The sequence below is a fragment of the Puniceicoccus vermicola genome (assembly GCF_014230055.1).
In the GTDB taxonomy this organism is placed as follows: domain Bacteria; phylum Verrucomicrobiota; class Verrucomicrobiia; order Opitutales; family Puniceicoccaceae; genus Puniceicoccus; species Puniceicoccus vermicola.
On sequence record NZ_JACHVA010000081.1, the window covers coordinates 59,868 to 80,355 of the forward strand.

Here is a 20,488-nt window from a genome sequence, read left to right on the forward strand (position 1 = left end):
CTAAAGAAGAGCCTGGGTGATGAAGTAATCGGTAAAGAGGATAAAGATCATGGAGATCACGACCGAACGCGTAACTGAGAAACCAATTTCACGCGGCCCACCACTTGTATTGAGGCCCTGCGCACAAGCGATCAGAATGACAAAGAAACCAAAAATCTGCCCTTTGATGAGCCCGTCAGTGACGTCCTCCCGGGTAAGAAAATCCAACATCCCCCGCCAATAGATGGTTGGGGAAAGAGAGATAAAGTTCACATACTTCGCTACGACCATGCCGCCAAACCATCCAATGAAAATGGAAAACATGGTCAGCGGCGGGGTGATTAGAAATGCGGCGACCAAACGGGGCATGACGAGAATTTTCTCGGGAGAAATATTCATCGTCTGAAGGGCATCAATCTCCTGATACACTTTCATCGAGGCCAACTCGGCCGTGGTCGCAGATCCGACCCGGCCCGATAGGAGGAAGGCGGTCATCACTGGCGCCAATTCCCGGCAAAGCGAAAGCCCCACAATCGAACCGATAAACGACTGGGCTCCGACTTGCTGCAACGCAAAGCCGGTTTGCAGAGCCAGAACTGCCCCGATGAAGAAACTCAGAATCGCCACGATCGGGAAGGTCTTGTACCCCATCTCGAAGCAATACAACAAGACTCGGTTCAACTGCCGTGGCAGTGCAGGAAGATACCGCAACGCCGTCCCCAAGAGAACGACATGGTATCCCACATCATCTAAATAGCCTTTCGCTCGCTTAATCATCCTGCCCAAAAATTAGATTGCCGGAAATTCCCGCTGCGTCGAATCCAGAAAGCAATTCATTCGATTCTTACTCATAGGGTAAACCAGAAAAGTTTCCAATCGGTCTCGTCACCGACTCGTTTCCTTCCAAACAATCCGTGAAGGATTGAAAATCCCCCCTCTTCTTCTCCCGTTCTCACATCGAGAATCGGACCGAGGGTAAATCGGTGACCCACCTCCTTCTTCTCCACAGTCACGAGATTGAAAACAAAACTGTGCCGCCAGGTATCGAGTTCGCTGTTCCCGTCGTAGCGGTAAATGGCAAACAAGGGCGAATAGACGTCCCGAATGACCTCGTTGTGCTTGAACCACGGCTGGAAGGGCGTGAAGAGCTGAAACTGCTTCCGCCCCTGCCCATTATTCCCCATCGAAAACCAGGGCCAAGCGTAGGTTTTGGAGGCGCTGAAATCCACATTCGGATCGCGCGCAGTCTGAAATTCCGCCCAATACAGGAAATAGAGAAAGCTCCAATTGGAAACATTGAGTTGCTCGGTCTGCCATGTCCGGCGCTTGAGCAAGGGCCACATCCACCATTGCTTGTCCACGCCATTGCGAATGGAACGGGTGTAAAACGGACCCCAGCGATTGACGTAAGGGGTTCCTCGGCCCTGCACCAGAAACGGCCAGAAATACCGGGTTTCATGATAATCCGGCTCCTGCTGATCCGTATACCCAAAGAATGGCCAGAAGAAATTCTCCTGCACCATATTGGGACGTTTCTCATAGGTGTAGAACGGCAGAAACCCGTAATTCACGGTAGGCTCCTCAGCGCCGAGGTTCTTCACCTGATGATAAATCAGCGGCCAGAGGAGATACTTGTAGCTATAGTGCCCGGGGCGTTTGTAGGTCCCGAAAAAAGGCCAGAAGGCAAAACCGCTACTGCCCGCACCTCTCCGGTGAAAGATGAAAGGCCAAGGCGTCCCGTAACTGGTTTCTCCATTATTTTCCCATTCCGTATAAAACGGGAAGAGGACCCACTTTACCCGATCAAAAAAGAATCGGTCTTTGATCTCTCCGTAAAACGGGAGAATTCCCCAGTAGCTGAAGGCCGGGGTGTGCGGATAGTCGTAATCAAAATAGAAGGGAAAGATCTCGAACGTGCTGCTATCCATTTCTCCGTTCGTCTGATAGCGGGAGCCCCGAATCAGGTAGAAAAGATTCCAGTAATATCCTGGGTCTGTCGCCCGGTAACTGTAGAACGGATAGAAGATGTAAAGGCTCCGAGGATTCAACGGCGCATTTTCCGTATACCGGATTCCAAAAGGCCTCACCGCCGTCCAATCTTGCTCGGGAGAAGTGTATTCTTCCACGAACGGTCCGAGAAATTGATCACGCCGCTGCGGCCCCGAAGGCCCCTCTTCCTCAAGATTCACCCAGAAAGGCCAATAATTCTCTCCAACTTGCCAAACCGCCTTCGCAGACAGACAAGAGAAAAGAAATACGGAGGCCCCAAACGCCCACAGGCGCCAAGCTCGAACTGTGAAAAGGAATATCATCTAACTCAAACCAGAGCGATCGACCCCACCGAGGGCATCGCCCGGAAAGGGGCAAGAAACCGATTAAGAAGCGACAAAATTTCCCAGTTTGCAAACTCTGAATGCACTCTGTCGCCTCGTCTTGAGAGAAAGAATCAAGAAGGTCTCCTTTCCCCCATTTTCCGTCGACAATCCTCAGGGCGGCGACTCTTCTCTCTAACGTCGCTCGAGTTTTCCCGATTTCCTCAGGGAATCCCCCACGAAGCCCGAGAAAACCTACGATTCCATGGTTGCCATCCCCTCGATATCCGAGCATGATTTCAAGCTTTTCTCCAAAACTACCACTTCCCAATGAGGCATTTCCTGAAAGAAACGGACTTCAGCCCCGCCGAGATTCCATTAATCTTCAGCATGGCAGCAGAGTTCAAGAGGCTACGCGACGGGTCTTACCCCAAACCCCTCGAAGGGCAGAGCTGGGGAATGATTTTCTACAAAAACAGCACCCGGACCCGGATATCTTTTGAAGTCGGCCTCCGCGAGCTGGGAGCGCACGCCGTCCGCCTCGACACCAACGCGACTCAAATCAGTCGCGGCGAGAGCATCGAAGACACCGCCAAAGTCATGGGGCGCTACCTGCACGGCCTCGTCATCCGGACCTACGGACAGGAGATCGTCGATGAGTTCGCCCAGCACGCGGGAATCCCGGTCGTAAATGCGCTCACCGACTACCTGCACCCCTGCCAAATCTACGCAGACGTCTTCACCCTTGCCGAGAAATTCGGCGAAGACGGCGCGGACCTGGCCTCTTTGAAGGGACGCAAGCTCGTCTTTTTCGGAGATTGCAATTCGAACATGGCCAATTCCTGGGTTCTCGCCGGCGCCCTGTTCGGCATCGAAGTCGTCCTCTGCGGCCCTCCTTCCTTTGGCCCTGGGAAAGAAATTGCGGCGGAGTTGGCCCGGATCGCCCCCGGAAAAACTCCTGCCTTCACGGAGAATCCCGAGGAAGCCATCGAAGGCGCCGACGCCGTTTACACGGACGTTTGGGTCAGCATGGGAGATGAGGAAGAAGCAGCCGCTCGCCTAAAAGCGATGCGCCCCTACTCGGTGACGGCCGACCTCATGAAGAAGGCCAAACCGGAGAGCATTTTCCTTCACTGCATGCCAGCCCACCCTGGCGAGGAGGTGACCCAAGAAGTTCTTTCCAGCGAGAAATCGGTTCTATTCGACGAAGCGGAAAACCGCCTCCATATGCAAAAAGCGATCCTTGCCCAACTGGGAGAATGGGCTAAACAAGAGAAGTGACCACTCGCAAACGGACAAATCTCTCTCTCCCGGAAGGAGTCAAAAGCCCGTTCCACGGGGACCGCCCCTTTTTCAATCGTGAGCTCAGCTGGCTCGCTTTCAACCAGCGGGTGCTCGAGCAGGCCACCAATCCTGACTATCCCCTCCTCGAGCGGGTCCGCTTCATAGCCTTCGTCAGCTCCAATCTGGACGAATTCTTCGAGATCCGCGTCGCCGGACTCATGCAGAAGGTGGACTCCGGCATCACTCGGACGGGTCTCGACGGTCTCGAGCCCAAAGAGCAGCTCAACCGGATCCGCAAGATCACTTCCCGGCTGGTCAATGACCAGTACGCTTGCTGGAACAACCAACTGGTCCCGGATCTCAAAGAAGAGAATATTGTCTTCAAAAAGGTCGACCAACTGACGAAAGCCGAGGACACTTGGGTCCAGAAGTACTTCGAAGAAAGCGTTTTCCCGGTTCTGACCCCGCTAGCGATTGATCCGGGACATCCATTCCCGCAGATCACAAACAAGTCCCTCAACATCCTCGCCTGCATTCGCAACCACGAGGAAGGTGAGGAGGATCTACTCGCGATCCTCCCGGTTCCACGCATTCTCCCCCGCATTGTCGAAATCCCCTCCAAGGGCACCAAATACCGCACCTACGTCTTCCTGAGCGACGTCATCGGAAAATATGCCAGCCAGCTTTTTCCGGGTTTCGAAACTCTCTCGACCCATGCCTTCCGCGTGACCCGCAACAGCGACCTCTACATCGACGAGGAAGAAGTGGATAACCTTCTCCAAACCATCGAGGAGGAATTGCACAAGCTGAAGAAGGGCGCCTCGGTGCGACTCGAGATTGCCGACACGGTTCCCGAAAACGCACTCGAGCGCCTACTCCAGGCGATCAACCTTTCGAAGGAGTCTGTCTTCCGCGTCGACGGCCCGATCAACCTCCTCCGAGTCATGGGTTTCTATGACATGGTGGACCGCCCCGACCTCAAGTTTCCTCCCTTCCCCTCATCGACTCCGCAGGCTCTCGCCGAGTCGACGAATATCTTCGATACGATTTCCCGGGAGGACTTTCTCCTGCACCATCCCTTCGAATCATTTACCCCTGTGGTCGAATTTTTGCGGCAGGCAGGCAAGGACCCGAAAGTCTACGCCATCAAGCAGACGCTGTACCGCACCAGCGGCGACTCACCGATCATCGAAGCACTGATCGAAGCCTCGACCCAAGGCAAACAGGTCACCGCCCTCATCGAGCTCAAAGCCCGTTTCGACGAGGCGAACAACATTCACTGGGCTCGACAGCTGGAGGATGCCGGAGTCCACGTCGTCTATGGCTTGGTCGGGCTCAAAACCCACTGCAAGACCTGCCTCGTCATTCGCCGTGAGCCGGACAACACGCTGCGCCGCTTCGTTCACATGGGGACGGGAAACTACAACCCGAAGACCGCCCGCCTCTACACCGACTATTCGTACTTTACCGCCAAGCCACACATCACCGAGGAGGTCGCCGATCTCTTCAACTCATTGACCGGCTTCGCCCGCTCCCCCAGCTTCAAGCATCTGCTGGTCGCCCCTTTCAACCTCCACGCTTCGATCCAGAAATTCATCCGACAAGAGGCGACCAATGCCCGCGCCGGCAAGCCAGCCCGGATCATCGCCAAGGTGAACAGCCTCATCGATCAGGAAACGATCGAGTCCCTCTACGAAGCCTCCCAGGCGGGTGTGCAAATCGATCTCATCGTTCGCGGGATCTGCGGCTTGATCCCCGGCGTCAAAGGCCTGAGCGAGAACATCCGCGTCCGCTCCATCCTCGGACGCTACCTCGAACACTCTCGGATCTACTACTTCCAGAATCATGGGCGCAAAGCCCGCATTTACGTCGGCAGTGCCGACTGGATGCCCCGCAATTTCTTCCGCCGGATTGAGGCGGTGTTTCCCCTCGAAGAAACCGAACACCGGAAACACGTTCTGGAAACCCTCCGGACTTACCTCAAGGACAACACCCATTCGAAGCAGCTTCGTCCGACCGGCACCTACGCAAAGGTTCCCGTCTCCAAACGGAGCACTCCTTTCTCCGCGCAACATTTCTTTATGGAGCAGGCCCTAGAAGCCAGCAAACGCTCGAGCGAAGAGCTGGAAGCAGGAAAGCCCACCCTAAAACTACGGGGAGAGCCTCGCAATTCGCCAAGCGCGGATTCCACAAAAAAGACGGCGTCCGATCCGGACGCCGCCTCAAACGAAAAATAAGTTTTCGTGAACTCCAGAGCCGACTCGAGGTCAGCTCCCGGATGATTTAGGACAGACGCTTCTTCAGGTCTTCCTTAGAGGTCAGACCTACGACTTGGTCGACCATTTCGCCCTCTTTATTGAAAAAGAGGAGAGTTGGAATCGCGCGCACGCCGTGCTTTTGGGCAACTTCCTGATTCTCGTCCACGTTGACCTTGAAGACCATAGCTGCGTCGCCGAGCTCACCAGCAACTTCTTCCAGAATCGGAGTCAGCGCCTTACAAGGTCCGCACCATGGTGCCCAAAAATCGACGACGGAGGGCTTCCCTGCAGCCTTGATCGTCGAGTCGAAATCCGCACTCGTCAGTTCTTTGATATTTTCTGCCATAATGTTTTAAAGTAGTTTGAGGATATCACTCAAAATCAGGTAACCGACTGCGAGTGCTCCGACACATGTGAGAACGTCAATTGCAACGCCCACTGCAGAGACATCGCTATCCCGTTTCTTCCCGGTGTCAAACGTGACAGCGGAACCACCCTGAGTAGGTTGCGATTTTGCCGAAGCAGCTCCAGGACGCACGACGTGCGGTTTTGGAGGCTGTGGCTTCGATGCCGGAGCTTTCGGCGCTTCGGGCTTGGCGGCTTCCGGTTTCGCTTCCTCGGAGGCGGCGGCATCCGGCTTTGGGGCGGCTGCGGGTTTCGGAGCTGGGGCTTCACCCTTGGGCTCTTCTTCCTTCGCTTCCGCCGGTTTCGGCTTCACGGGAATCTTTGGAGTCAGCTTCGGCTTCTCTCCTTTGGGTTCCAAAGTGGGTTTTGCGGCAACTTTCGGAGCTGGCTTCGGCGAAGGGGCTTCCGGCTCCTTATCAGCGGAGTCCGCAGAAGGAGTCGCGGGTTTCGGCGATCCAGCGGGCTTCGGGGCCTCTGCCTTCTCAGGCTCGGCTTCCCCCGCAGGCTTTTTCGGAGGCAATGGTGCCATGGGCTTCTTGGCCTTCATGTCACTCAAATTCGGAAGGCCTCCCGGTTTCTTCGGGGGCAGCTTCGGCTTCAGCATGGGGGCTTTTGCAGCAGGTTTCGGTGTTTCTTCAGTTTTCTTTTCTTCTTCCGCCATTGTTTCTGGGGGTTCGGGATGCAACAAGTCCTGACCTTTCGACCGAGTCATTCGAATAGAAGATCCCGCAGGCTTCGATGCCTTCATGGGGATACCACTGCTCTTCGAAGCGGATTCGGTTTTGGAGTCGGAGGACATAATCAGTAAGTAAAGCTCAGTTAGGGGTATTCTTATGGATAATATCTGACAATTCCTTTTTGTCCGTATCTTCTAAAGACTTTCCCTTCCGGGACAGATCTTCAAAGGTTTTGACCAAAGTTTCCGTCATTCGCCCGTGGGTTTCTTCCGAACCTCCGACGATGGAAAACTTGTCCGCACGGGTGACCCGCTTGTGACCATCGGAATGATCCAAGCCAATTCCCAGCAGATGCGCCTTTGCTTTTTTATCACGTTCCACAGTCTCAGTATCCGGTTTTATTCGATATTTTCAAGGGCATCCCGCGGTTCGGGGGTCCGGCAGGTAATATCGCCAAAGGCCAAATCCTGCTGGATCTCGAGCTTCCCGACCCGTGTTAGCTCCAAAACCGCGAGAAAGGTTGCGGCCAAGGTATTCAGGGAAAAACTTCCCGTAGCAAAGAGTTCGCTAAAACGAAACCCTCCCTGAGTCTTCAAACGACCGAGAACAAACTCCATACGCTCGGCGACCGTTATCGGATCATCCTCAATTTCGCCGACGACGATTCGGTCCGCAAGTCGCCGCAGAACCTTGTTGAAGGCATTCCATACCTCAAGCTGATCGCTGGAACGGAGAGGGATCTCCTCTTCTTCGTTCTTACGGCCGACCTTGCGCGGGATGCGGTTCGAATTCTCATCCATGAGATCTTCGAGCTGCCCGGACATTTCCTTGAAGGCGCGATATTCGATCAACTGCTGGACCAGCTCCCAGCGTGGATCCTGACCGTCCTCATCCTCTTTCTCGGCCTTGCCTCGCTTTTCCTTCGGAAGGAGGACCCGGCTCTTGATGTACATCAGAGTCGAGGCCATGACGAAGAACTCGCCGGCCACCTCCAGATCCAGCTCCTCCATCTCTTTCAGGATTTTCAGATACTGATGAGTGACCTCGATAATCGGAATGTCGTGAATGTTGATCTCATTGCGGCGAATGAGGAACAGCAGCAAATCCAAGGGCCCTTCGAATACTGGCAGGCGCACCGCGGGCTCTTCAGCAGAGAGCAACTGTTCGTCGGACAACATTCTGAGGCTTCCGCAGAAGGATCAGTCTTTGCAGAAAACCAACTGGTTCTCGTTCTCCGCATCGATCTTCCGATAGTAGCAACCTGAGCGGGCTTTCCCGTCTTTCCCCTTGGTGTGACAGGACCCTGCGCCCTGAGGGATCACGCGGTACAGGAGTGAATTCTGCTCACAGTTCACCCGGACCTCAACGATCTTCAGCCAGTCGCCGCTGGTCTTCCCCTTGATCCAGAGTTCGTTCCGGCTCGTGCTCCAGAACGTCGCCATTCCCGACTCAAGGGTATACTGCAAAGCCTTCTCGTTCGCATAGGCGAGGATCAGCACCTCACCGTTATCGGCGTTCTGCACAACTACCGGGACAACATCACTCTCGGTCTTGGCAACCTTTTCCAACTTCGTGAAGTCGAGCTGCAGTTCGCTACCTTCTTCCAAATCTAGACTCATACCCCCCAAACAAAGGACTCTGAGGCCGAATGCCAATGAATTTCGTCGGTTCAGAACACTGCTCTAATTCTAAAAAGCTGTCGCTTTTCCCCCATAAAACCCTTCTTGCTTCGGTTTTCCCGATTCGACAAAATGGATTTATACATGCCCACTGAACAAGAACCGATTCCTCTACCCCGTCTCGAATCCCCCCATGAGATGAAGCTTTTGGATGTCCAAAAGAGCTTCCAGTCCTCCCCCAAACTTCCCTTCGGCCAAAACTGGTACGGAAAGACCGAACGCGATTTCCAACCCGGAACCGTCATGGCCTCCTGGTGCCCGGACTACCTACACATCTTCGCCGATTTCGAGGACGAGGACATCGTTCTCGCCGAAGGCTCATCCCTAGCCAGCAGCCTGATCGTCGCGGACATTTTTCAGGTTTTCATCGATCGCCCGCTTCAGGGGGACTATCTCGAGCTCCACGTGACACCTGACAATCACTCTCGGGCTCTTGCCTGGACTCCGGAGCGGCTCAACCAATTCCGCGAGGGCGAAATCTCGCTGGATGACATCCTCATCGACAACGACCAAAGTCTCCTCTCGGACACCTGGATCGAACAGGACGAAGGGTCCTGGCATGCGTACCTCAGGGTTCCCATCTCCTTGATCGATTCTTCATCCCCCCACTTCCAGGGCGACCTCTCCGTCCGCGGGACCTTTTGCCGTTTCGACGCCTCACCGGACTCTCCGGCACCCGTTCTCTCCTCAACCTCCCCGTTCCTGTCTGGTCCCAAGTTCCACGAACGCGAGGACTGGCACAATCTTCTCCTCCAAGAGAGCTAAATTTCCTCCTCTTCCCAAAAGCACTGTGGCACAAATCGGCAAAATCAACGTTCTTCCCATCATCGAATCCTCCGATCATGGATTCTATCTCGACGGCGGAGAACACGACAAAATCCTCCTCCCCAACGCCTACGTCGATACCACCATGGAGATCGGTAAGGAGGTTGAAGTCTTCATCTATGGCGACTCCGAGGACCGCCTCGTCGCCACCACCGAGACACCCTTGGTGCAAGCTGGAGAATTTGCCTGCCTCGAGGTCGTCCACGTCCACCCTCGCATGGGAGCCTTTCTCGACTGGGGCCTGCAGAAGGATCTCCTCCTCCCCTACCGCGAACAGGGAGAAAGAGATTTGCGCGCCGGAGATCTCGTCGTCGTTGCAGTTTACGTCGATGAGTATTCCAACCGCATCGTGGCCTCGACCCGACTTCATCGCCATTTCAGCAAAGAGGTGCCCGACTACCAGCCCAATCAGCCAGTGGACGTCATCATCTATAGCCGTTCTCCACTGGGATATAAGGCGATCGTGGACAAGACCTACAGCGGCCTACTCTTCCACGGAGAAACCTCCGACAAGCTGCACCATGGCGACCAATTCCAAGGCTACATCAAGAAGGTCCACGAAGATGGAAAGATCGACGTGCTCCGCGACCCGTTTGGCTATAAACGGGTCGATCCACTCTCCGAGAAGATCCTTGAGAAACTGAAGGCCGCCGAAGGACGACTCCCGTTCAACGATAAATCATCTCCAGAAGACATCCGGACCGAGTTCGGCTGCAGCAAGCAGGCTTTCAAGCAGGCCATCGGCAACCTCTACAAACAACGCCGCATCGCGATTAACAAAGCGGGCATTGAGCTGGTGTAAAATTCCATGCCTCTCTCAGGTCGGCCACTCGACCCGATTGTTACAGCGAAAGTCGCCAGATGTTCCAAGCTAGCCCGCGGTTCGAGCGAAAATAGATCGCATCCCCATCAGGAGAGAATACCGGCTGATCGTCACGGGACGAGTTCGTGGTCAGTTGCCTCACATTCGAACCGTCCGCATTCATAATCCAGATATCCAGACGGGTCGGCTCTTTCTCTAGATTGGCACCCCGGTCAGACGCAAAGACGATCTCGCCGCCATCTGGAGACCAGGATGGATACATATCATTGGAGGCTCCGGTAGATGCGAGCTCGGTAACTTCGGAGCCGTCAGTCCTCATTTTCCAAATTTTATTCGACTCCGTAGAGGTGTTGTAACGAGTAAATAGCAGCGATTTCCCATCGGGCGAGACCCGCGGACGAAATCCCGTGCGAAGCTGTGAGGGAGGGCCGTTCGGAAGAGGCTGGGACCATATCTGTGGTTCTTTCAGCCCACGCAGGTAAGAAGAGTAAAAGATTCGCTCACCGGATGGTTCGACATCAGGGAAATTATCGCGCCCTGATTGAGAAGTCATGAGAGTCGATCCTCCTCGTCCCGTCGAAGCGATCCGAAAAATCGAAGATCCGCCCGCACGGTTCGATGCAAAAAATAGAAAATCACCCTCGGGAGAATAAGTGGGCTGAAGATCGAAATACCCCGTCTCAGTCCTCCTGACCAACCCCCCAGTTCCATCCACCCCTGCACTCCAAATCGAGCTGGACGCACTGGGATTCTCGAAGGGATTCGAAATATCGATCAAGGAAAGGGCAATACCATCCCCTCCCGGAAACAACGAAAAGGAATCGATGACACGATACCCCATTATCTCCGTAACTCGAACCAGAGCATCAGCATTCCCGCCACTTTCGACAATGGTCGGGCTCGAATACACCCGAGAAATAGTCAACCTCCCGTCCGACAAATTTCTGGAGAGAACCGCAAAGAGGTTTCCCGGACTCACTGGCACGAGCTCAACATTCAGCTCTGGGGAATTGGCAGGCCCCACGACAATCTCCTCATCCATGTAGCCTTTCATCTTGAGAACCAAGGGCAATTCTCCTTCGAGGTGAAAGAAGTCATAGGGAGTAGTTCCCATAACTCGCCCGTCCTCACTAAAAACAAGCGCGCCCTCCGGATCTGTATTCAGTGCCAGCGGCATTTGCCGGACCAGTTCGACTCTTACTTCAGGAGCCGAAGAAGCATCCACAGTGAGGCTTTCATTCAAATATCCCTCAGCCAATAAATCGAGGGTCTTCGAGAACATAGAAGAGACTTCGACATTCACGGGGGTAGTCCCGATATCCTTCCCTGAGGATGTAACCTTCGCTCCCACCGGATTCGATTCAACCAAAACAGGGACAGACTTACATCCGCTCCCGAGGAAAAGCGTGAAGAGAATTCCAATCGCGGAAAATATCAAATGACGAAAAATACTCACAGGTCTGTTTTGCTCCAGAAATGATTACATAGCGAGAAAAACCTGCACCCAAAACAGATCTACCTGCGAAAAAGGTTTGGCTCCAAAATCGAACCAATCCAATCTCTTGCATCTTTCCGCTTGCCAGTGATCATTCAGACAACGCCCTAAACGCGCCTGCGAAATCAGGAAGATCAGACCCGTTCACCGAAATTTATTATGCGCTTCTTAACCCTTATCCTATTTTTGGCCCCGCAATTCTCATTTTCGTCGGAGAGATTTTCCGATCTCGCCCTCTTCCAAGACATGAGCGGAAAATGGGAAGGTAAGATTGTAACTCATGTCACCGATCCACCCTCCATTTTTGGAAAAGCGGACACGGAGAACACTATTTCCGAAGACGGGAAGACCTTCACCATCGAGACAACAACCCAGTATCGTGGACAAAAAATAATGACGAAAGGCATCTTCTCCAAACTACAGGAGGATGGCACCTTTACCGTAACCATCATTCTTCCCCGGCTCGATGCACAGAAGCACCAAGGGCGGATTTTGAAGAATCTCAATGGCTATAAAATCACAGGATTCAATCCGGCGCGGCAAAGCGACTTCGCGAGCACCACGGTCCTCAATGGAAACCGAATCGGGTTCGTCCTCATCCTTGCGAATGAAGAGGGAATCTATGAAATCGCTGAACAAGGTTCGCTCACGCGAATCATCGATTGAATCGAGGAAAACGAATCCTCAACTCGGTTCAGCCACCGCCGATTCTACGCAGTCCTCCGGAGGAGGAGCTCAGTAGCTTCGCCCAGTCCGCTTCTCAAAGAAGTTGATGTAGGCTCGATTCAAGGCGCGATATCCACCCGGAGTCGGATAGTTTCCGGTAAAGTACCAGTCTCCCTGATTATTCGGAAGGGATTCGTGGAGGCTCGCGATAGTCTGGAAGACGATCCGCACTTCACCGTCCCACTCTGGAACGACTGGTGTCACGAGTTCTGAAATCTTCTTGGAAATCTGATCGTCGGAGAAGCAATCGTAGAGAGTCTTGACGTGATTCTTCATGTCCTCCGGACGGCTATCACGCTGTTTGACGCAGGCATGATACACTTCCTCGAGGAGATCGCTTTTGCCATTCTCCCTCAGCAACTCGACCATGGCCTGGAAGGCAATGAAGTTCCCGAGCTCGGACATATCGATCCCGTAGCAATCCGGATAGCGGATCTGAGGAGCCGTTGAAGCGATGAAAATCCGGGACGGCTTCAGCCTTGCAAGAATCTTGATGATCGAGCGCTTGAGGGTCGTACCCCGGACAATCGAGTCGTCGAGACACACGAGCGTATCTCCCACGTTCACCGAGCCGTAGCTGATGTCGTACACGTGGGAAACCATTTCACTGCGCCCCTTCTCTTGGCTGATGAAGGTTCGAAGTTTGATATCCTTGTTGGCGACCTTCTCGGAACGCGGCCAGTTGGAGGTAATGAGCTCGTCGAGACAATCCTCAGTCAAGGTGCCTGCACGCATCCGCTCCATAATCGCCGCTTTCACTTCAGCGCGGCGATGACGCCGGAGCCCCTGCATCATCCCGTAGTAAGCGACCTCCGAGGTGTTCGGAATGTAGCTGAAAACGGTCTTGTCGAGATCGTTGTCGATCGCTTCGAGGATCTTCGGAACGAGAGCCGAACCGAGCTTCTTCCGCTCGTCGTAAATCTCGATGTCATTACCCCGAGAGAAATAGATGCGCTCAAAGGAACAAGGAGAGAGCTTTTTCGGTTCGCGAATGCGTTCAACGGAGTGCTGACCGTCGAACTTCACAACCTCGACAGTGCCCGGCTCCACTTCACGGACTTCTTCCGCCGTTTTCTGGAAAACCGTCATCAGTGGCGCCCGCTCAGAGGCATAGGCAATCACTTCGTCATTCACGAGAGCGTACAAGGGGCGGATGCCCCAAGGATCGCGGACTACGAAAAGATCCCCATTTCCGATCAACCCTCCGATCGAGTAGCCACCGTCCCAATCCTGACTGGAATCCCTCAGGACCCGGGCCGGATCGAGGGCACGGGAAATCTTGTCGCTATTCTCAAGGCCGCCCAACCCTTCGTCATCACGGAAATGCCGATAGAGTCGGTTGTGCTCTTCGTCGAGATGATAGCCCAGCTCTTCGAGGATGGTTTGGGTATCAGTTCCAAAAATCGGATGTTGCCCCCGCGAAACGAGCCGTTCGTTGAGCTCGTTCGTGTTGGTCATGTTGAAGTTCCCCGCCAGAAGCAGGTTTCTCATCGGCCAGTTGCTCTTGCGAAAATAGGGGTGGCAAACCTTCTGGCTGTAGCCTCCTGAAGTTCCATACCGCAAATGGCCGAGCAGCAGTTCCGCGCCAAACTCGAAGTTCTTCTTCACCGTCTCGACGAACTCCGGGTGGATATTCCCCGATTTCACCTGGCGATCGTAGTCCCGCATCAAACTGCGGAAAATTCGGTCGAGCGAGTTGGATTTCACGCTGCGCGCCCGGAAGACATAGGGTTGCCCTGCTTCCATATCGAGCTTTACGGCGCCAACACCGGCTCCGTCCTGGCCCCGGTTATGCTGCTTCTCCATGAGCAGGAAGAGGCGGAAAAATCCCCACAGCGGGGTCCCATATTTCTCCGCATAATACTCCAGAGGTTTCCGCAGACGCACTACCGCCAATCCGCACTCATGCTTGATCGCATCACTCATTGTCGTTCCCCACTTCGGTGAAAGAATCTTCTCGCGTCCATCTGCAAACCCATCTCTTCCGGAAAAACGGCAATTATCTCGGATCGCAAGTACGGATGGCAATCTTATACCGAAATCAAAGCCGATTTGAGCAGTAGACTCGAACCGATTTGAGCGCAAAGCCCCTCACATTCCGGGATTTTCTTGCGTAATCTGCCGAGGATTTTTGGGGAGCTCGACCAGAAAAGTTGAGCCCCGTTGGTTCGGTCCCTCACGAAGGCTGATTTCCCCGCCGTGGGCCTCGCAGACACGACGACAAAAGGTCAAACCGAGTCCGATAGACCGGGATGATGCCACCTTGCCGACAAAGAATTTTCCGAAGATCGTGTCCCTCTCCTCCACCGCGACGCCGGGTCCAGAATCCGTAATCCTGAAGGCAATCGTTTCTCCCTCGTCTTTTGCAGAAACCGAAAAACTGACGTTACCCCCCGGGGGAGTAAACTTGAGGGCATTGATGAGAAGATTCTGGAGCACCCGTTTCAGCAAGCGCCGATCCCCGTTCCACTGATCCGGGCAATCTTCTTGATCCCAGCAAATTTCAATCGACCGCGAACGCGCCAAAAGCTCGGTCTGCCGCTCGATCTCCCGCAGAAGCGGGTCCACATCAAAGGTCCCAATCGCGAGGGGCACACGGGTGTTCTGGATCTTGTTCGACTCTAAAATATCTCCGATCAAATCCATCATCTGCTCGCAGCTTTCTCCGACCACGGAGAGAATTTCCTCATCCTCTTCCGGACGATCATCATCCGCCCTCAGCAAATCCAGACCACCCTGAATTCCCGCCAGGGGATTCCGCAAATCATGGATAATCATGTGCACCATCTCATCATTGTGGGCATGAGCCTTCTCCAGCTCCTCGACTGTCCCTCTCAGCTTCAAGGTGTGCCGCCGCAACTCGATTTCAGAACACACCGCCCCCCGCAAGTCTTCCATGAATAGGACTTCGTCCTCTTTCCATTTCCTGGGCTCTCCATCAATGACGCAGAAAGATCCGAGAATATTCCCCCGACTGGATACGATGGGCACTCCCAAATACGCCTCCACCCCAAGATCCGACACTGCCAAATTTTCACACACTCTCGGATCATTCTTCGCATCCGTGACGAGGAGCGGCTTCCCCGTCTTCACCACATGCTGGCAAAACGAGTGCGATAGCGGGGTCTCGCCTTTGGCGGCAACCTCTTCGGGCAACCCGACGCTGCCAACGAAATGCTGCCGATCATCTGTCACAAGGCTGACCAAAGACACAGGAACCTTCAGCATCCGCGCAGCGAGGCGAATGAATCGCTGAAAAGACGAGTCATCCAAAACGTCCAACAGACCCGTCTCATTGAGATCGGCTAGACGATGGGGCGCGTCAAGTTTCTGACCTTCATTAAGCAACGCCAGAAGATAAAATCGAATTTTCCTCAGGTCAAATCAGGAAGACCTCTAACAGAGCAGATCAGCCCCGATCTCTACCACTTTCCGATTAAATTTCGGTAAAAGCGTGTGAGTCGGTCAACGGCGCCCCGCACATCCCACTCGTTCGAGTCTACAAACGCTTGCTGCCCCAGTGTCTTTTGGCGTTCGGGATCCGCGAGAACGGAGACCATCGCTTGCGCCAAAGAGTCGACCTCTCCCGGTTCGACGAGGAGTCCGTTCTCCCCATTTCGAATAGCCTGCGGCACCAGGCCGACCGGTGTCGAGACGATCGCCCGGGACAATCGCATCGCCTCGAACAGCGTGATCGGCCCCCCTTCGTAAAAAGAGGGAATGACAAAGAGATTTCCCATCGCGATCCAAGGCCGAACATCTTTCTGGAAACCGACCAAGTGCACGCGATCCGACAGGCCTGCCTCGGTCGCCGCTTTCTCCACGGTCGAGCGCTCCGGTCCTTCGCCGACAATCACGAGACTCACGTCATCTCGGCTCGCAGCAATTCGCGCAAATGCCTCGACGAGCGTCCCCAACCCTTTTTGCGGAGCGAGTCGCCCCGCTGTCACTATCACCTTCGCCCCTGCGGGCACTCCTGCCTCCCGCCGAGCCGCAGCGATCTCCTCCGGGGAGGGAGCCGAAAACTCGTCAAAGGGAATCCCGTAGAAGAAGGTCTCCAAACCGCGCGCTGGCACCCGACGCTCTTCAACCATGAACTGGGCCACGGCCGGCGAGATCGCCAACGATGAATCTGTGATCCCGGAGAGAAGCGAGTCCGCCCACTCCTGATAAATCGGCTGGCTCGGAAAGACGACATGCTCGTGGACGACATTCGGCCGCGAGATGATCCGGGAGGCGATCCGACCAAAGTTGGTCGAGGCATACCCGTGAAGATGCAAAACGTCCGCCTGATAAGCCAAGGCCTCGCGGCACAATACCGGGACCGTCCGCAGGTCAAACTTTCCCAGTTTCACAAATCGCAGGTCGATTCCCCGCTTTTCGAAAAATCCGGCGGCTTCTTCCTCGCGGCCTCGAAGACTCAGAATGCGGAATGAGACTTGTTTCGGATCGATCCGCGAAGCCCACCACTCCAGAGCCCGAGCGATCCCGTGAATACCGGAGCCATCGACGCTCAGTTTATCAATAATGTGGAGAACCCGGATCATGCTCTCTTCAAAACGCGGGCAATAATGCCGCCGATCAACGCTTTTTCCTCAGTGCCGAGGAGGAAAACCCAAACCAGCGGCACGAGAAGGATAATCAGCACACTGCCCAACAGCATACCCATCCCCGAATCCGGAAGAAAGACCATCCCGATGAGCACACTCAACGCCCCGGCAAACGAGAGGACCAATCGAGTCATCCGCCCCTCCATCCCAGGCATTCTCCGGCGGGCCAAATACACCATAATCCCCAGATCGAGCATTCCCCGGATCGCCCATGCGATCGCAGCCCCAACGACTCCACCCAGGCTGATCCCCACCCAGGCGAGCAAAATGTAGACGGGCAACTCGCTCAAATGCGCCAACGCCGTATGGGCAGGCTTCCCCGAAGCTTGGATGAGAAACTGGGGGACATAGGCCAAACTGAGGGCCACAATCCCGACAGCCAACCATCGCAGGACCGGCCCACTATTCACCCGAAAATCCTCTCCCAGCCACAGCCCCAATGCCCATGGTCCGAAAACGATCAACAAGGCCGCCCCGCCCCAAAGCAGCGCGGTCAGCAGATACATGCATTGGGAAAAGAGGTCTTCGACGCCTTCCTTTCCTCCGGCAAATCGCATCGTCAGATTTGGGAAAAGCACCGTGACCAGAGATCTCGGAACCACTAGCAGCCGAACAATCAACTCCGCTGGCGTCACATAGTACGCCACCGCTGTCAGGCCCCGCATACTCCCGAGAAAAAATCGATCCCCGTGGATCATGAGGGGCTGGATGATATTCGTAATCGTCATCCACCCACCAAAACGAAACATTTTCTTCGCGTAAGCGCCGCTAGGGCGCGGGATGAATCCACTGTCTACCTTGCGCCGACAATAATAGAAAAACGCGATCGCCTCCGCCAAACGACCGACGCCCATGGCGATGACTACCGCCACCATCGAATTCGTAAACGGCAACACGGCCAGCGGAGCCAGGAAGTAGGATGCGCCGGTCGGGATCCGAATGAGATTGATGAGGCGAAACTCTTGATACGCCTCAAGGGTCGCGATCAGACAGGGCGTGATCATGACAAAAGGAACAATCCACGGAACCACTCGGAAAGCGAGAACCACCTCTTCCTCCAGCTCCGGCCCCACCTTCAGGACCGAGTGCGCAAACCACTCCCCGAGAAAGAAGGCCACACCGGCAAAGACCAACCCGAGAACCCCGATTAATGAGATGCCGGTCCAAAATACGGTGGAGGTCTTCGACGAATCTCCCCTCCCCCGCTGGTCGGCAATAAAATACGCCTGCGCCTGCCCCAGCCCCATGTCGAAGACACTCATGTAGCCAATGACCAAGCCGATGATTCCCAAGAGACCAAACCGCTCTTTCCCCAAATGCTCGACGAGCAGAGGAATCGAAACGAGGGCCAGAACCAAGGGAAGCGTCAGCCCTGCAAAATTCCAAAGACTCTGTCCGGCGACGGTTTTCAGATCTCCAGGATCTGTGTTCTTCTCCGCTTCCCCGCTCATGATCTGGCCTCTTTGCACAATTGCTCAAACCATTGCAGGTGGCGATCCGCGACCGCCGTAAAAGAATACTCAGCCATCACCCGGGCCCGGGCTTGCTCGCCAATCTTATCTCTCAACGCTGAATTCCCGGCCAGTTTTTTCATGGCTTCGCAAATCGCCGTCACATCCCCGACGGGAACCCGCACCCCGGCAACGCCGTCTGGGACGGTCTCCGCCAACGCTCCTGCCGGTGTACAAATCACGGGTAGACCACAGGCATTCGCCTCCAAAGGGGCGAGCCCGAAAGACTCTGCCTCCGAGGGAAAAACAAAAACATCCGCAGCTTTCAGCCAGCGTTCGACGTCTTGGCGATAACCGGTGAACCGAACCCGATCCGACAACCCTTCGTCCTCCACCCGCCGGATCAGAGCCGCCTCTTCTGAGAGGAACTGCCCCCCCCCTGATCCAACTAAAACCAGCAAGCCTTCTCCGCCACCATCCACGTATTGGCGCCATGCAGACAAGAGATCCGGCAAGCCCTTCCCTCGATTCAGCTTCCCCGAATAGAGAAAAACCGGCTCCTCCGGAAAATCGAATTCTTCCCGCAAGCGACTCTTCTCTCCCACGACAGGAGGGCTGAACCGTTCCGTGTCGATGCCATTCGGGATCTGCTCGATTCGGGAGTCCTGCACTCCGGCATTTTGATATTCCTCAGTGACAACCGAGGAGATCGCCAAAAAATGCCCGTCGCGGATCAATCGCCGATTGCGCCAGGCGATCACCGGACGAAAGAGAATCTTCAACATCCGGCTTTCTCCCCGGCCCGGACGACCCCACACGAAATCGCCCGACATCTCCCCGAGCACTTCAGCCCGGAGAACAATCGGCACCCCACTTTTCTTCGCAGCCCCAGTCAGGGGCCAGCCCAGCACCCGGAATCCACAGAGATAAACGAGGTCAAAATCTGCGGATCGCTTTTTCCACTCCCGCAACAAATCGGGGATGAAACGGTATTTCCCCCAACGCGGACTTCCGGGCGATCCGATGCGGACGACGTCCACTCCCGGGTCGAGGGTTTCTTGCTCCAGCAATTCCGCCCGCGCCCGTCGTGTCAGGACCGTCACTGTGGCACCCGCACGAACGAGAGCTCCTGCCAAATCGCGGGCATGTGTCTCCGCCCCTCCCACGATAGGAGGAAAGAGGTCAATCACGAGGGCGACCCGAACGCCGGAGAGATTCGAATCCGTCATGCGTTTAAAGCCTTCTGTAGAAATTCCGGAAGCAAATGCCGCGCGGGAGGAAACGACGAGACTGCCCCCGCCTCCGATGGGCTCACCCATAAAAACTCCAGCCCGGCGGCCTCGGCACAGGGCTGGTCCCGATCTTTGCGATCCCCGACAAACAGAGCTCTTTCCGGCTGCACTCCAAGCCGATCCAAAGCCACATGGATTCCCTTCGGATTTGGTTTAAAAGCATCCACGTCTGGATCCGTGGAGGCAACCACGGCATCAAACTGCAGATCCAGGGCCGCTAGTTTGTCCGCCGCCGGATACTCCGAGTAGACTCCCAAACGCACCCCTTTCGATCGCAATTCATCCAACCACACTTCGATTCCAGGCACCCGATGACGCCGCAAATGGCGAAGCGGTTTCTCGTAAATCCAAAGCCGTACCGCCTCCTCGACGCGAGCGGCGGTCAGGCCCATAGCCTCCGCCGTCAGCCGATATTGCGCTTCCTGGAATCCCGATTGCACCCGCTCGCCCAGCCTTTCCCGGTCTTCGCGGAAACGCTTGAGGATGCGTAAATCGAGCCGAGTCTGCGATGAGCGTAAGGCGGAGAAGAGAAGCTCGAACAACATCCGGCGCCGAAGTTCCTTCTGCCAATAGAGAGTGCCGTCGACATCAAAAATCACTGCAGTTGGCGCTGCCGACCTGTGTCCCTCATTCATCATGTTCCAGAGTCGGGACCTTGTTCCGCAAGCCTTT

19 protein-coding genes are annotated in these 20,488 nt (G+C 55.0%); 5 read left to right on the forward strand and 14 right to left on the reverse strand.

The genetic code is table 11. The features are described 5' to 3' along the window. The gene (locus H5P30_RS09625; protein ID WP_185692732.1) at positions 1–756 is read right to left on the reverse strand and encodes an MlaE family ABC transporter permease; all 756 of its coding nucleotides are present in this window, start codon (positions 754–756) and stop codon (positions 1–3) included. A 71-nt stretch (positions 757–827) separates the two neighbouring features. Further along, positions 828–2,291, reverse strand: coding sequence for a hypothetical protein (locus H5P30_RS09630; RefSeq protein WP_185692733.1), 1,464 nt, complete (start codon positions 2,289–2,291; stop codon positions 828–830). Positions 2,292–2,621: 330 nt separating this feature from the next. Between H5P30_RS09630 and argF the strand changes: the two genes are divergently transcribed. Continuing rightward, a complete protein-coding gene (gene argF, locus H5P30_RS09635; RefSeq protein WP_185692734.1) occupies positions 2,622–3,572 on the forward strand; it encodes an ornithine carbamoyltransferase in 951 nt (316 codons plus the stop codon). Next, positions 3,569–5,812 carry a polyphosphate kinase 1 gene (gene ppk1, locus H5P30_RS09640; RefSeq protein ID WP_185692735.1) on the forward strand — a complete coding sequence of 748 codons (2,244 nt, stop codon included), beginning with the start codon at positions 3,569–3,571 and terminating at the stop codon, positions 5,810–5,812. Before argF ends, ppk1 begins: the two co-directional genes overlap by 4 nt. Before the next feature lie 46 nt (positions 5,813–5,858). Here the strand turns inward: ppk1 and trxA are convergent, their stop codons facing one another. The 5 genes from trxA to H5P30_RS09665 form a co-directional block, all read right to left on the reverse strand. After that, positions 5,859–6,179, reverse strand: a complete 321-nt coding sequence (gene trxA, locus H5P30_RS09645; protein WP_185692736.1) for a thioredoxin — start codon at positions 6,177–6,179, stop codon at positions 5,859–5,861. A 6-nt stretch (positions 6,180–6,185) separates the two neighbouring features. Next, positions 6,186–6,899: a hypothetical protein gene (locus tag H5P30_RS09650; RefSeq protein ID WP_185692737.1), complete on the reverse strand. Its 714-nt coding sequence runs from the start codon at positions 6,897–6,899 to the stop codon at positions 6,186–6,188. Positions 6,900–7,053: 154 nt separating this feature from the next. Then, a complete protein-coding gene (locus tag H5P30_RS09655) occupies positions 7,054–7,296 on the reverse strand; it encodes a hypothetical protein (RefSeq protein WP_185692738.1) in 243 nt (80 codons plus the stop codon). Between the two features lie 17 nt (positions 7,297–7,313). After that, positions 7,314–8,093, reverse strand: coding sequence for a segregation and condensation protein A (locus H5P30_RS09660; protein WP_185692739.1), 780 nt, complete (start codon positions 8,091–8,093; stop codon positions 7,314–7,316). A gap of 21 nt (positions 8,094–8,114) precedes the next feature. Further along, positions 8,115–8,534 carry a phosphoribosyl-AMP cyclohydrolase gene (locus H5P30_RS09665; protein ID WP_185692740.1) on the reverse strand — a complete coding sequence of 140 codons (420 nt, stop codon included), beginning with the start codon at positions 8,532–8,534 and terminating at the stop codon, positions 8,115–8,117. A gap of 144 nt (positions 8,535–8,678) precedes the next feature. On the opposite strand from H5P30_RS09665, the gene H5P30_RS09670 reads away from it, so the two are divergent. Together H5P30_RS09670 and H5P30_RS09675 are read left to right on the forward strand one after the other, a co-directional pair. After that, on the forward strand, positions 8,679–9,359 hold the full coding sequence (locus H5P30_RS09670; RefSeq protein WP_185692741.1) for a hypothetical protein: 681 nt from the start codon (positions 8,679–8,681) through the stop codon (positions 9,357–9,359). Between the two features lie 25 nt (positions 9,360–9,384). After that, positions 9,385–10,221, forward strand: coding sequence for a S1-like domain-containing RNA-binding protein (locus H5P30_RS09675; RefSeq protein ID WP_185692742.1), 837 nt, complete (start codon positions 9,385–9,387; stop codon positions 10,219–10,221). Between the two features lie 40 nt (positions 10,222–10,261). Here H5P30_RS09675 and H5P30_RS09680 read toward each other — a convergent pair whose 3' ends face one another. Beyond that, entirely contained in the window at positions 10,262–11,698 is a 1,437-nt protein-coding gene (locus H5P30_RS09680) for a PEGA domain-containing protein (protein WP_185692743.1), read from the reverse strand. 198 nt (positions 11,699–11,896) lie between these two features. Between H5P30_RS09680 and H5P30_RS09685 the strand changes: the two genes are divergently transcribed. Continuing rightward, the gene (locus tag H5P30_RS09685; protein ID WP_185692744.1) at positions 11,897–12,403 is read left to right on the forward strand and encodes a hypothetical protein; all 507 of its coding nucleotides are present in this window, start codon (positions 11,897–11,899) and stop codon (positions 12,401–12,403) included. Between the two features lie 69 nt (positions 12,404–12,472). Here the strand turns inward: H5P30_RS09685 and H5P30_RS09690 are convergent, their stop codons facing one another. From H5P30_RS09690 to H5P30_RS09715, 6 genes are all read right to left on the reverse strand, one after another. Further along, complete coding sequence (locus H5P30_RS09690; RefSeq protein WP_185692745.1) at positions 12,473–14,389, reverse strand: amidophosphoribosyltransferase; 1,917 nt, start codon at positions 14,387–14,389, stop codon at positions 12,473–12,475. Between the two features lie 165 nt (positions 14,390–14,554). After that, on the reverse strand, positions 14,555–15,811 hold the full coding sequence (locus H5P30_RS09695) for a GAF domain-containing sensor histidine kinase (protein ID WP_185692746.1): 1,257 nt from the start codon (positions 15,809–15,811) through the stop codon (positions 14,555–14,557). 74 nt (positions 15,812–15,885) lie between these two features. After that, positions 15,886–17,010 carry a glycosyltransferase gene (locus H5P30_RS09700; RefSeq protein WP_185692747.1) on the reverse strand — a complete coding sequence of 375 codons (1,125 nt, stop codon included), beginning with the start codon at positions 17,008–17,010 and terminating at the stop codon, positions 15,886–15,888. Further along, positions 17,007–18,524, reverse strand: coding sequence for a flippase (locus H5P30_RS09705; protein WP_185692748.1), 1,518 nt, complete (start codon positions 18,522–18,524; stop codon positions 17,007–17,009). Before H5P30_RS09705 ends, H5P30_RS09700 begins: the two co-directional genes overlap by 4 nt. Continuing rightward, entirely contained in the window at positions 18,521–19,753 is a 1,233-nt protein-coding gene (locus H5P30_RS09710) for a glycosyltransferase family 4 protein (RefSeq protein WP_185692749.1), read from the reverse strand. Before H5P30_RS09710 ends, H5P30_RS09705 begins: the two co-directional genes overlap by 4 nt. Further along, positions 19,750–20,451 (reverse strand): HAD family hydrolase, encoded by a 702-nt coding sequence (locus H5P30_RS09715; protein ID WP_185692750.1) that lies wholly within the window; start codon positions 20,449–20,451, stop codon positions 19,750–19,752. Before H5P30_RS09715 ends, H5P30_RS09710 begins: the two co-directional genes overlap by 4 nt. Positions 20,452–20,488: the final 37 nt, after the last annotated feature.

Coding starts and splice junctions, on each gene's coding strand:
- H5P30_RS09660 (WP_185692739.1), bottom strand. CDS start 8,093: ATGTTGTCCGACGAACAGTTGCTCTCTGCTGAAGAGCCCGCGGTGCGC.
- H5P30_RS09670 (WP_185692741.1), top strand. CDS start 8,679: ATGCCCACTGAACAAGAACCGATTCCTCTACCCCGTCTCGAATCCCCC.
- H5P30_RS09715 (WP_185692750.1), bottom strand. CDS start 20,451: ATGAATGAGGGACACAGGTCGGCAGCGCCAACTGCAGTGATTTTTGAT.
- H5P30_RS09700 (WP_185692747.1), bottom strand. CDS start 17,010: ATGATCCGGGTTCTCCACATTATTGATAAACTGAGCGTCGATGGCTCC.
- H5P30_RS09690 (WP_185692745.1), bottom strand. CDS start 14,389: ATGAGTGATGCGATCAAGCATGAGTGCGGATTGGCGGTAGTGCGTCTG.
- H5P30_RS09710 (WP_185692749.1), bottom strand. CDS start 19,753: ATGACGGATTCGAATCTCTCCGGCGTTCGGGTCGCCCTCGTGATTGAC.
- H5P30_RS09665 (WP_185692740.1), bottom strand. CDS start 8,534: ATGAGTCTAGATTTGGAAGAAGGTAGCGAACTGCAGCTCGACTTCACG.
- H5P30_RS09625 (WP_185692732.1), bottom strand. CDS start 756: ATGATTAAGCGAGCGAAAGGCTATTTAGATGATGTGGGATACCATGTC.
- H5P30_RS09650 (WP_185692737.1), bottom strand. CDS start 6,899: ATGGCGGAAGAAGAAAAGAAAACTGAAGAAACACCGAAACCTGCTGCA.
- trxA (WP_185692736.1), bottom strand. CDS start 6,179: ATGGCAGAAAATATCAAAGAACTGACGAGTGCGGATTTCGACTCGACG.
- argF (WP_185692734.1), top strand. CDS start 2,622: ATGAGGCATTTCCTGAAAGAAACGGACTTCAGCCCCGCCGAGATTCCA.
- H5P30_RS09705 (WP_185692748.1), bottom strand. CDS start 18,524: ATGAGCGGGGAAGCGGAGAAGAACACAGATCCTGGAGATCTGAAAACC.
- H5P30_RS09630 (WP_185692733.1), bottom strand. CDS start 2,291: ATGATATTCCTTTTCACAGTTCGAGCTTGGCGCCTGTGGGCGTTTGGG.
- H5P30_RS09685 (WP_185692744.1), top strand. CDS start 11,897: ATGCGCTTCTTAACCCTTATCCTATTTTTGGCCCCGCAATTCTCATTT.